This is a genomic window from Phenylobacterium sp. 58.2.17 (assembly GCF_026411515.1).
Lineage (GTDB): Bacteria > Pseudomonadota > Alphaproteobacteria > Caulobacterales > Caulobacteraceae > Phenylobacterium.
The window spans coordinates 1-11,631 of the sequence record NZ_JAPMTQ010000041.1 but is presented as its reverse complement, the minus strand read 5'-3'; the positions used below and the strand labels follow the sequence as shown (position 1 = coordinate 11,631).

General features: G+C 68.2%; 10 protein-coding genes and 1 pseudogene. 8 read left to right on the top strand and 3 right to left on the bottom strand.

All coding sequences use genetic code 11. The features are described from left to right. Position 1 precedes the first annotated feature (1 nt). Entirely contained in the window at positions 2 to 1,585 is a 1,584-nt protein-coding gene (gene lnt / locus OUA97_RS18955) for an apolipoprotein N-acyltransferase (protein ID WP_267233617.1), read from the top strand. 52 nt (positions 1,586 to 1,637) lie between these two features. Then, positions 1,638 to 2,063, top strand: a complete 426-nt coding sequence (locus OUA97_RS18950; protein ID WP_267233592.1) for a helix-turn-helix domain-containing protein — start codon at positions 1,638 to 1,640, stop codon at positions 2,061 to 2,063. A gap of 9 nt (positions 2,064 to 2,072) precedes the next feature. Here OUA97_RS18950 and OUA97_RS18945 read toward each other — a convergent pair whose 3' ends face one another. Together OUA97_RS18945 and OUA97_RS18940 are read right to left on the bottom strand one after the other, a co-directional pair. Further along, positions 2,073 to 3,611: an alginate O-acetyltransferase AlgX-related protein gene (locus OUA97_RS18945; RefSeq protein WP_267233591.1), complete on the bottom strand. Its 1,539-nt coding sequence runs from the start codon at positions 3,609 to 3,611 to the stop codon at positions 2,073 to 2,075. 1 nt (position 3,612) lies between these two features. Next, on the bottom strand, positions 3,613 to 5,052 hold the full coding sequence (locus OUA97_RS18940; RefSeq protein ID WP_267233590.1) for an MBOAT family O-acyltransferase: 1,440 nt from the start codon (positions 5,050 to 5,052) through the stop codon (positions 3,613 to 3,615). A gap of 219 nt (positions 5,053 to 5,271) precedes the next feature. Between OUA97_RS18940 and metK the strand changes: the two genes are divergently transcribed. Both metK and trmB read left to right on the top strand, forming a co-directional pair. Beyond that, positions 5,272 to 6,492 carry a methionine adenosyltransferase gene (gene metK / locus OUA97_RS18935; protein WP_267233589.1) on the top strand — a complete coding sequence of 407 codons (1,221 nt, stop codon included), beginning with the start codon at positions 5,272 to 5,274 and terminating at the stop codon, positions 6,490 to 6,492. 74 nt (positions 6,493 to 6,566) lie between these two features. Beyond that, on the top strand, positions 6,567 to 7,244 hold the full coding sequence (trmB, locus tag OUA97_RS18930) for a tRNA (guanosine(46)-N7)-methyltransferase TrmB (RefSeq protein ID WP_267233588.1): 678 nt from the start codon (positions 6,567 to 6,569) through the stop codon (positions 7,242 to 7,244). Positions 7,245 to 7,287: 43 nt separating this feature from the next. Here trmB and ppa read toward each other — a convergent pair whose 3' ends face one another. Then, positions 7,288 to 7,839 (bottom strand): inorganic diphosphatase, encoded by a 552-nt coding sequence (gene ppa / locus OUA97_RS18925; RefSeq protein WP_267233587.1) that lies wholly within the window; start codon positions 7,837 to 7,839, stop codon positions 7,288 to 7,290. A gap of 259 nt (positions 7,840 to 8,098) precedes the next feature. Here ppa and rimP point away from each other — a divergent pair, with 259 nt between their 5' ends. The 4 genes and pseudogenes from rimP to OUA97_RS18905 all read left to right on the top strand — a co-directional run. After that, positions 8,099 to 8,644, top strand: a complete 546-nt coding sequence (rimP, locus tag OUA97_RS18920) for a ribosome maturation factor RimP (protein WP_267233586.1) — start codon at positions 8,099 to 8,101, stop codon at positions 8,642 to 8,644. A gap of 14 nt (positions 8,645 to 8,658) precedes the next feature. After that, positions 8,659 to 10,341 carry a transcription termination factor NusA gene (nusA, locus tag OUA97_RS18915; RefSeq protein WP_267233585.1) on the top strand — a complete coding sequence of 561 codons (1,683 nt, stop codon included), beginning with the start codon at positions 8,659 to 8,661 and terminating at the stop codon, positions 10,339 to 10,341. A 24-nt stretch (positions 10,342 to 10,365) separates the two neighbouring features. Further along, positions 10,366 to 11,028, top strand: a complete 663-nt coding sequence (locus tag OUA97_RS18910) for an RNA-binding protein (RefSeq protein ID WP_267233616.1) — start codon at positions 10,366 to 10,368, stop codon at positions 11,026 to 11,028. Positions 11,029 to 11,102: 74 nt separating this feature from the next. After that, a pseudogene (locus OUA97_RS18905) lies at positions 11,103 to 11,534 on the top strand (IF-2-associated domain-containing protein); the annotation flags it as partial. Positions 11,535 to 11,631 lie beyond the last annotated feature (97 nt).

Genomic DNA, 11,631 nt, shown 5'->3' with positions numbered 1-11,631 from the left:
TCTGAAAACGCCGTCTCCCTGGCTCGCGCGGCTGCTGGCGCTGGGCGCCGGCGTCGCGGCCGGGCTCGCCCATCCGCCGTTCGGCCTGTTGCCGGGCCTGCTCGGCTACGCCCTGATGATGCGGATGGCGGAGACGACCGGCGCTCGGCCACGGCGCTCGGCCTTCTTCCGCGGCTGGCTGGCCGGGGTCGGCTACTTCGCGGTCGGCGTCTGGTGGATCACCGAGGCGTTCCTGGTCGACGCGGCGGCCCACGGTTGGATGGCGCCGTTCGCCCTGCTGTTCATGGCCGGCGGGCTGGCCCTGTTCTGGGGGCTGGCCTCACTGCTCTATCGCATCGCCGATGTTCCCGGCCCGGGCCGGGTGCTGGTGTTCGCCGGCGCGCTGGCCCTGCTCGAATGGGTGCGCTCGCATATCTTCACCGGCTTCCCCTGGAATCTTCCCGGCGAGAGCTGGACCGCCGGCGGGGCGGTGTCGCAAGTCGCTTCGCTGGTCGGGCCCTACGGCCTCAGCTGGGTGACCATCGCGCTGGCGGCGAGCTTCGCCCTGGCGCTGGACGCCGGCTCGCCGCGCCGCCGGTTCGCCGGTCCGCTGCTGGCGGCGCTTGTGCTGGCGGGCATGTTCGCCTTCGGGACCGTGCGCCTGTCGACCGTCCCGCCCGCCCGCGCCGACGCGCCGATGGTGCGCATCGTTCAGGCCGACATCGACCAGAAGGACAAGTGGAAGCCCGAGAACCTCGACGCCATCGTCGAGGCCTATGTCGAGCTTTCGCGCGGGAAGCCCGGCGACCCGGTTCCGCAGATCATCGTCTGGCCCGAGGGCGCGTTGCCGGCGGTGATCGACGACCTGCTCGCGCCGGGCAGCCCCTATGTCGCCCGCTTTGCACAGGCGGTCGCGCCGGGCCAGACCCTGTTGCTGGGCGCCAATCGCGTGCAGTTCGACGCCCAGGGGCAGGCCGACTACTTTAACAGCCTGGTCGCCCTGCGCGGCGAACCCGAGGGCCTGAAGGTCACCGGCGTCTACGACAAGCACCGGCTGGTGCCGTTCGGCGAGTTCCTGCCCTTTGGCGACCTGGCGACCCGTCTCGGCATCCGCAGCCTGGTGCATATGCCCGAGGACTTCACCGCCGGCCCGGCGCCCCGGCCGATCTCGCCTCAGGGCGTGCCGCCGCTCCAGCCGCTGATCTGCTACGAGGCGCTGTTCCCGCGCTTCGCCGAAGCGGCCGCGACCCGCGCCGGCCTGCGGCCTCAGTGGCTGCTGAACGTCTCCAATGACGCCTGGTTCGGGGCCACCAGCGGCCCCTGGCAGCATCTCAACATCGCCAGCTATCGCGCGATCGAAAGCGGCCTGCCGATCATCCGGGCGACGCCCACCGGCGTGTCGGCGGTGATCGACGCCCAGGGCCGGATCGTCCCGGGGGCCGAACTCGGACTCGGAAGAACTGGCGTAATCGACGCTCGGTTGCCCGCTCCGCGGGCTAAGACAATCTACGGTGTAATCAGCGAAGCAGGCTTCGCCATGATGTTGCTCCTTTCGCTGGCCATGGTCGGATTTCGACAGTTACATCGGCGAATAGAGCGGAATTGACGAATTGGTCAGGTTTTTGACGCGTCAGTCGAGGCTCGTCTAAGGTGAGCCCATGTCCAAGGACCTCGACAGCGTTCCCAATCCGATCGACGTGCATGTCGGCCTGCGCATCAGGCTTCGTCGTAAGGAACTGGGGGTCAGCCAGGAAAAACTCGCCGAGGCGATCGGCCTGACCTTTCAGCAGGTCCAGAAGTACGAGCGGGCGGCGAACCGGGTTTCGGCTTCCAAGCTCTACGAGATGGCCCGCGCGCTCGAAACCTCGACCGCCTACTTCTTCGAAGGGCTGGCCGACACCGCCACCATCGGTGCTGACGGCTCGCCAGGCGGCCAGGCCCACCTGCAAGCCTTCCTGCTGACGCCCGAGGGCGTCGAACTGGCCAGCGCCTTCCCGCGGATCGCCCCGCCGCGCGTGCGTCGGCGGATCCTCGACCTGGTCCGCGCCATGGTCGAAGAAGACCCCTCGATCCTCGACGACTGAGGCAGCCGCTCAGCCGATCTGGACCTTGGGGCCAGGACAGGCGAGCCACCCTCCGGACGAGGCCCGATAGATGGTCATGCCGTAGCTTCCGCTCTGTGCGGGCGTGGAGATCAGGCGGGCGTCGAAGCCGTTGGGTTCTCCGATGGGCCGCTTGAACGCCATCCGCAGGTCCGGCCGGGGGCGGTCCACCGCAATCTCCTGAATGAAGTCGCCGGCAGGACCGCTCAAACGCACCGCGGCCCGGCCAAGGCCGGCCTCTGCACGCAGGTCGGAAATCCAACCCGCGATCTGCAGATCGCGGCCGCGGGACTCGACCCTGTCGACCGCGCAGCCGGGGGCCTTCCGGGCGCTGGCCAGTTCCCGCCGCTCCGAGGCCAACACCGGCCGCAGGCTTCTCGCCCTGTCGATGGCCGCCTCGATCGACGGTCCGGCGGGGCGGCTCGGTCCAGGCGCCGTCGAGAGCACGGTGCCCAGGCCCGCCTCCTGCACTTCGAGGATCACGAAGTCGGGTTTGAACCGGTCGATCAGGTCGGGCCGCCAATACCCGTCGTCGATATGCGTCAGGATCACCTTGCTGAAGTGTCCGGTCAGGAACGGCAGCAGGGCGATGGAGAACGAGTCGCGCTGCATCAGCAGGACGGGCTTGCCTGGCGCCCCGGTGTCGATCACCTGGGGCGCGGTGAAGTCGCGGCGACCGTCGCCCAACCAGATCGTCTTCCAGTTGACGGCGGCGGGATCCTCATAGGTCCGGTATCGGATGGGCACGAAACCGGCGACGCCGATCATCCGAGCGAGGTCGCGGGGGCGTTTGGGGTCGGTGTCGTTCGGCCTGAAGTCGCTCAGCGGCCGGGTCGTTTGAGCCAGGCCCTGGGCCCGCAACGCCTGCATGATCGCGCCATAGCCGGCATAGGCGCCGTCGCCGGTCCAATGGGTGTCGTGTTTGCTGAACGTCGTGACGCCGGCGGTCTTCGCGGCGGCGACGGCGGCCTCCAGATAGAGCAGGCGGCCGGGCGTCGCCTCGTTCGCCAGCGCTTCGGCCGCCCGGCTGTATCGGCTCGGGTCCAGGTGGAACCAGGACGGCGCGAACTCCGGATAGATCGCCTCCCGCACCGGCGCGGCGACGACGAGATAGCCGGCGCCGCGGGCCTGCAGGTACTCCGAGCGGGCTTGCAGGTTCGCCAGTCGGGACCGGGCTTCGTCGGCGCCGAGCCGGTACGCCCCGCGCGCCGCGCCAAGCAGGCTGCCGTCGTTGTAGAACAGCCATCCGTCCTGGCCGATCAGCACCTTGTCCGAGCCGCTCACCCCCAGCTTCAGGCGCGCGAGGTTGAGGGTCGAGATCAGCAGGGGGCGGGCTGGGAAGTTGTCGGCGACATAGGCGTCCGTCTGGCGCCGCGCTTCCGTGATCCCTGCGGCAAGCGCCGGCGGCGGCGCAAGCTTGCGGCCTTCCCGCAGGTCGGGTTTGGGCAGGACGGCCGGCAGGCAGAACGCCGCGACCATCAGCGCGACGGCGCCGGCGATCAGTCCGGGACGGGGGAGAGGCGCGCTCATCCTAGAACCGGAAATAGAGGAACGGGTTGAGCGTCGTCCCGGCCAGCACCGCGACGCTGAGCGTCAGGCCGGCGAGCAGCAGCGGGGTCGGCACGGCATGCGCCGACCGCGTGTCCAGGCGCGACGGGAGGTCGGGCGACGGCGCGTCGGATCTGGGCGCCCGCAGGCGCTGTAGCAGGGCGGGCAGGACCGGAAACGACAGGATCGAACCGGCGACCAGCGTCACGATCACCTCGATATTGGCGATATGCACCAGCTCCAGGCGCGGAGTCTGGAAGCTCCGGACGTTGGCCATGGCGCTCAGATAGTCGCTCGCCTGGGCCAGGCTTTCCGCCCGGAAGATCACCCAGCCGGCGATGACCACGATCAGGACATAGGCGTGCCGGACCACGCCGGGAGCGCGCGCCAGCAGGCGACCCAGGCCGATCCGCTCGAGGATCAGGAAGGCGCCGTGGAACAGTCCCCAGACGACGAACGTCCAGGCCGCGCCGTGCCACAGGCCGGTCAGCAGGAAGACGATGAGCAGGTTGCGGAACGTTCGCAACTTGCCCCCGCGGTTTCCGCCCAGGGGAATGTAGAGGTAGTCGCGGAACCAGGACGAGAGCGAGATGTGCCAGCGCCGCCAGAAGTCCGTGATCGAGGCGGCGGCGTACGGGTAGTCGAAGTTCCGCGGGAAGGTGAAGCCGAGCATGAAGGCCAGGCCGATCGCCATGTTCGAGTAGCCGCAGAAATCGAAGTAGATCTGCAGGGTGTAGGCGACGGCGCCCAGCCAGGCGGTGGTGGCGTCGAGCGTATCCGCCGGCAGGCCGAAGGCGAAATCGGCGAGCGGCGCGACCGCGTTGGCGACCAGCACTTTCTGGCACAGGCCGACGATGAAGTACTGGACGCCCAGCCCGATCCGGCCGGACCGGCGGCGGTCGGAATGCAGCTCGTCGGCAATGTGCGCGTAGCGCACGATCGGGCCGGCGATCAGGTGCGGGAACATCAGCACGTAGGTCGCGAACCGGACCAGCGACGGCTCGGCCGGCAGGGTGCGCCGATAGATGTCGACCGCATAGCTGATCAGCTGGAACGTGAAGAACGAGATGCCGAGCAACAGGTGGTGCGAGGCTTCCGGGAAGGGGGCGCCGGTCAGCAGCCTGTTCAGCGACGCGCCGATGAAGCCGGCGTACTTGAACCAGCCGAGTACCGCGAGGTCGGTGATGATGATGCCCGCCAGCAGGGCTTGCCGCGCCCGGCCACGGCTTCGATCCATGACGCCGACGCCGATATGGTTGGCGACGATCAGCGCGCCGAGAAGCGCGAGAAACGCCCCCTCGCCCCAGGCGTAGAATAGTGCGCTCCCCGCCAGCAGCACGGCTGTCCGCCAGCCGCTGAGATAGTAGGCGAGCAGGAACGCCGGCAGGAAATAGAAGATGAAGATGATGGATGAGAAAACCATCCGCCCCCACGGAACCAGCGTCCGCGCCTTCACAGCGCGGCGGGCGTGATCACGTCAAGCAAATCTCATGGGTCTCTCTGGCGTCGCGGCGTCGCCCCCGCGACGTCAGATCGCGTGGACGCTGCTTGCGGGATATAAGGATTTCTTTATAGGTTTCCGGCGACGACGTCCAAATGGGGCCGCTCTGCGCGGCGGCCTGCCCGATTCCGGAGCTACCTCTTGAGCCGTTCCTCTTACATCTTCACCAGCGAAAGCGTTTCCGAAGGCCATCCGGACAAGGTTGCTGACCGTATCTCCGACACGGTGGTCGACGCCTTCCTGTCGGTGGAGCCCGAGGCCCGCGTGGCCTGCGAGACCCTGGTCACCACCAACCGCATCGTGCTGGCCGGTGAAGTCCGGGCCGGCAAGCCGGGCGCCTCGAAGGCCGAGAACAAGGCGATGACCAAGGAGATCCTCGCCGGTCTCGAGCCCAAGGTCCGCGCCGCGGTGAAGGACATCGGTTACGCCCAGAAGGGCTTCCACTGGGAAAAGGCCAAGTTCTCCAACTTCCTGCACCCGCAGTCGGCCGACATCGCCGTCGGCGTCGACTCGACCGAGAAGAAGGAAGAGGGCGCGGGCGACCAGGGGATCATGTTCGGCTACGCCTGCGACGAGACCCCGTCGTTGATGCCGGCCACCCTGCAGTACTCGCACGACATCCTGCGCAAGCTGGCCGAGGTCCGTCACTCGGGCGAGGCCGACTTCCTTGAGCCGGACGCCAAGAGCCAGGTCACGGTGCTCTATCAGGACGGCCGCCCGGTCGAGATCCTGAAGATCGTCGTCTCGACCCAGCACAAGAAGAAGATCGGCGACCAGACCGTCAATTCGAAGCGCCTGGCTGCGGCCATCAAGCCGTACGTCGAGAGCGTGCTGCCGAGCGGCCTGGTCACCAAGAAGACCAAGTGGCACGTCAACCCGACCGGCCGCTTCCTGATCGGCGGCCCGGACGGCGACGCCGGCCTCACCGGTCGCAAGATCATCGTCGACACCTATGGCGGCGCGGCCCCGCACGGCGGCGGCGCCTTCTCGGGCAAGGATCCGACCAAGGTCGACCGCTCGGCCGCCTACGCCTGCCGCTATCTGGCCAAGAACGTCGTGGCCGCCGGCCTGGCGCGCAAGTGCACCATCCAGATCAGCTACGCGATCGGCGTGTCGGACCCGCTCAGCTTCTATGTCGACCTGCACGGCACCGGCCAGGTCGATCCGGCCAAGCTGGAGCTGGCCCTGCCGCAGATGATCGGCGGCGCCACGCCGCGCGCGATCCGCGAGCACCTCGGCCTCAACCGCCCGGTCTACGCCCGCACCGCCGCCTACGGCCACTTCGGCCGCACCCCGGACAACGAAGGCGGCTTCTCCTGGGAAAAGACCGATCTGGTCGATCAGCTGAAGGCCCTGGCCTGATCCACATCGGGTTTGGAACATTCGAAGGCCGTCGCGCACTCGCGCGGCGGCCTTCGTCGTTGTAGAGCGCGCGCATGGAAGAAAACTCTCACCCGCTGATGCGGTCCTACGGCCGGATCAAGTCGCGGCCGATCAAGCCGCGCCAGGCCGCCCTGGTCGAAGAGCTGCTGCCGGCGCTGCGGCCGCCGCAGGGCCCGTTCGACCCGCGCACGCTGATGGCCGGGACGCGCGAGGCGTGGCTGGAGATCGGCTTCGGCGGCGGCGAACACATGGCCAGTCAGGCCGCCCGCGCGCCCGACGTGCTGATCGTCGGCTGCGAGCCGTTCCTGAACGGCGTCGCCAGCGCCGTGCGCCATGTGGCTGAACAAGATTTGAAGAACGTCCGCATCCACGACGGCGACGCCCGCGAGCTGGCCGCGCGTCTGCCGGACGCCAGCCTCGATCGGGTGTTCATCCTGTTCCCGGACCCCTGGCCCAAGGCGCGGCACCACAAGCGCCGCATCGTGCAGAGCGACATGGTGGCTGAACTGGCGCGGGTGTTGAAGCCGGGCGGACGGCTGCGCTTCGCCACCGACGTGGCGGGCTATGCCGACTGGGCGCTGGAGCGGATCCTGGCTTCGCCGGAGTTCGATTGGCCGGCGCAGCGGGCCGACGATTGGCGCATCGCGCCTGCCGACCACATCACCACGCGCTACGAGGAAAAGCGTCTGGGCGACTGCGAGCCGGTCTTTTTCGACTTCATCAGACGGTAGCTGGAAGGTCGCCGCCGAAACCTGCCGACGGCGACCCCTATCGTCACGTTCCGGGCTGGCCCTTGCCGGCGGCCTTGGCGCGCTCGATGCCCTGGCGGATCAGTTCGCCGGTTTCTTCCGGATCGGCCCAGCGCACGATCTCGACGCTCTTGCCCTTCTCCAGGTCTTTGTAATGCTGGAAGAAGTGGGCGATCTGCTCGGTCAGGATGGCCGGCAGGCCGCGCCAAGAGTCCACGCCTGCATAGAACGGGTGCAGCTTGTCGACCGGCACCGCCAGGATCTTCTCGTCGCCGCCCGCCTCGTCGACCATCATCAGGGTCCCGATCGGCCGCACGCGGATCACCGCGCCCGGGACCACCGGGGTCGGGCCGACGACCAGCACGTCCATCGGGTCGCCGTCGTCCGACAGCGTGTGCGGGATGAAGCCGTAGTTGCCCGGATAGTACATGGCCGTGTGGAGGAAGCGGTCGACCATGATGGCCCCGCTGTCCTTGTCGAGCTCGTACTTCACCGGCTCGCCGCCTTGCGGGATCTCGATGATGGCGTTGACGTCGTAGGGCGGGTTCACGCCGGTGGGGATCTTGGAGATGTCCATAGGGAAGAAGGACCTTGGCGACACAAGAGTTGAGGGCGCCGTCTGTGGACCAATAAGGCCCCCGCGAAAAGGGGCCGCGCGCCGATTGCCGCCCGAAAAGCTGTAAAAGACGTCGAATTGGAGCCTGTGCGGCTGGGGGCTGACAAACCGGCGGCCGCGCGCTATATAGCCGTTACATCGTCCGTTAGCGCTGGATAGCGTATACGAGCGGCAGGCTTCGGCCCGGCCGCTTTTTTGTTGCCGGAGAGCAGCCAAGCTTATGCGTGGCAAGACCGCTGAAGACCGCCGCCTCCTGGAGCTCCTCGACCCTGTCGCGGAAGCTGCAGGCTATGAGATCGTCCGGTTGCGCCTGATGGGCGGCGACGAAGCCCGCCGGCTGCAGATCATGGCCGAGACGCCCGAGGGCGACATGGTGGTCGAGGACTGCGCCCGCCTGTCGCGCGCGATCTCCGAGGTGATGGACGCCGCCGACCCGATCGCCGGTGAATATACGCTGGAAGTCTCCTCGCCCGGCGTCGACCGGCCGCTGACCCGGCTGAAGGACTTTGAGAACTACGACGGCTTCGAGGCGCGGATCGAGCTCGACCGCGTGGCCGAGGGCCGCAAGCGCTTCCGCGGCGTGCTGGCCGGCGTCGAAGGCGACGCCATCGGCATCGACCTGGAAGGCGAAGACTCCACGGCCATGATCCCGTTCGAATGGATCGTGGACGCCAAACTCATCCTGACCGACGCGCTGATGAAGCGCGGCGCGGACGAACGCGCCGCCCGCCTGAGCGCCGAGGCCGACCAAGACACCCCCGAGTAAGAGGACGCAAACCGATGAGCCTGACCGGCATTTCCGCCAACCGGCTTGAGTTGTTGCAGATCGCCGAGGCCGTGGCCCGCGAGAAGTCGATCGACAAGGAAGTCGTGATCGAGGCGATCGAGGAAGCGATCCAGAAGGGCGCCCGCGCCCGGTACGGCGCCGAGCACGACATCCGCGTGCGCATCGACCCGAAGACCGGCGAAACCACGGTCAAGCGCGTGATCACCGTCATCGACGACGAGGCGGTGTTCGAATCCGAGGACGGCGTGCCGGAAGAGCCGGTCGGCGTGCGTCGGCTGGCCGACGCCCTGCGCAGCGACAAGGACGCCTTCGTCGGCAAGGTCTACGAGGAAATCCTGCCGCCCTTCGAGTTCGGCCGGGTGCAGACCCAGATGGCCCGCCAGGTGGTGACCGGCAAGGTCCGCGAAGCCGAGCGCGAGCGTCAGTACGAAGAGTTCAAGGATCGCGTCGGCGAGATCGTCAACGGCGTGGTCAAGCGCGTCGAGTACGGCAATACCGTCGTCGACCTGGGCCGCGGCGAAGGCATCATGCGCCGCGACCAGTCGATCCCGCGCGAGAACTTCAACATCGGCGACCGGATCCGCTGCTACATCTACGATGTCCGCCGCGAGACCAAGGGCCCGCAAATCCTGCTCAGCCGCGCCCACGGCGGCTTCATGGCCAAGCTGTTCGCGCAGGAAGTTCCGGAAGTCTATGACGGCGTCATCGAGATCCGCGCCGTCGCCCGCGACCCGGGCTCGCGCGCCAAGATGGCCGTCGTCTCCAACGACAGCTCGATCGACCCGGTCGGCGCCTGCGTCGGCATGCGCGGCTCGCGCGTGCAGGCGGTGGTGGCCGAGCTGCAGGGCGAGAAGATCGACATCATCCAGTGGAGCCCGGACGAGGCGACCTTCATCGTCAACGGCCTGGCCCCGGCGGAAGTCTCCAAGGTCGTCATGGACGAGGAGGACGAGCGGGTCGAAGTGGTGGTTCCGGACGAACAGCTGTCGCTGGCCATCGGCCGTCGCGGCCAGAACGTGCGTCTCGCCAGCCAGCTGACCGGCTGGCAGATCGACATCATGACCGAGAGCCAGGAGAGCGAGCGCCGCCAGCGCGAGTTCACCGAGCGCACCGCCCTGTTCCAGGAAGCCCTGGACGTCGACGAGGTCATCGCCCAGCTGCTGGTCACCGAAGGCTTCGCCTCGGTCGAGGACGTGGCCTATGTCGACGCCTCGGAAGTCGCGGCGATCGAAGGCTTCGACGAGGACACGGCCGAAGAAATCCAGACCCGCGCTCGCGAGTACCTGGACAAGGAGGCCGCCGAGTACGACGCCAAGCGCAAGGCGCTCGGCGTCGAGGACGGCCTTCTCGAGATCGAGGGCGTCACCCTGCCGATGGCGGTGGCGCTGGGCGAGGGCGACGTAAAGAACGTCGAGGACCTGGCCGGCCTGATCCCGGACGACCTGCGCGGCTGGTTCGAGAACCGCGACGGCGAGCGCGTGCGCGAGCCGGGCATCCTCGAGAGCTTCAATCTCGACGCCGCCGAGGCCGAGGCCCTGATCATGCGCGCCCGCATCGTGATGGGCTGGGTCGAGGCGCCGCCCGAGCCGGAAGCTGAAGAAGAGTACGCCGACGAGGCCGAAGCCGACGTCGAGGCCCAAGCCGAGGCCGCGACCGAAGAGACTCCGGAGGCCTAAGCCCAGGTGAGCGCGCCCGCTTCCATCACGGCCGGAACGACGGCCCCTCGGACCCTCGCGCAGGCCGCGCGGGAACGGCGGGATATCGTCTCGGGCCAGGTGATGGACGAGGCCGCGCTCGTCCGCTTCGTCGCCGGCCCGGGCGGTCTGGTGGTTCCCGACCTGGCGCGCAAGCTGCCGGGGCGGGGGCTCTGGGTCGCCGCCGACCGCGTGTCGGTGGAGACGGCGGTCAAGAAGGGGGCGTTTTCCCGCGCCGCCAAGGCCAAGCTCGCCGCCTCGGCTGATCTCGCCGACCAGGTCGAGACGCTGCTGCGCCGGCGGTTGTTGGACGGTCTTGGGCTTGCGAAACGGGCCGGCGAGCTTATCTCCGGCTTTGAAAAAGTCGCTTCGACCCTGAACGCCGGCAAGGCCGCGTGGCTGATCGAGGCGTCCGACGGCGCCGCGGACGGCCGCCGCAAGATTCTGAATGTGGCCCGCAAGTCACCCAAACCGCCGCAGCTTTGCGGACTCTTCGACGCTGAGGAATTGGGTTTGGCCTTGGGGGCCGAGAATGTGATACACACCGCCTTCCTTGCGGGGCGCGGGGCCGATCGCTGGACGAATGACGTCCGGAGACTATCTGGCTTCCGCCCGCTCCTTCCCGAGAGTTGGCGCGAGGAAAAGCCTCCTGAGGCGGGCGGAACCTAAGACGGTTTCGCGCGCCTAGAGCTATTGGAATGTCCGTGGTCGGGACCGTCCCGGCCGATATGTAAAGCGAGCGCATGAGCGACGAGAACGACAACGGCCGGGCCCCTGGTGGGCGAGCTCCCCTGACCCTCAAGCCCCGTGGGGCTGGATCGGTCAGCGCGGGCACGGTGAAGCAGAGCTTCAGCCACGGTCGCTCCAAGACTGTGGTCGTGGAGACCAAGCGCCAGCGCACCCATTCCGCGCCGGCGGGAAATCTTGCTGCGCCGTCCTCGGCCGAAAAGCGCGCTCACTCGCCGCAGCCCTCGTCGCCGCGCCCGTCGCAAGGCGGGCCGTCGAACGACGGATCGGGGCTGTCGGCTGACGAACAACGCGCCCGTCAGCGCGCGATCGAGTTGGCGCGCGAGCATCAGGCCCGTCAGGCCGCCGAGCAGCGCGCTCGTGAGGACCGCGCCCGCGCCGAAGCCGAAGCGGCCCGCGCCGCTGCGGCCGCCGCGGCCGCCGCGGCGGCGCAGCCCTGTCTCTTATAAAAAAAAACGAGCCCACCAGACAAGCCTCATGATCTGGGTTTGGGGGTTGTGGGTGTAAAAAATGGGGGGGGGGGGG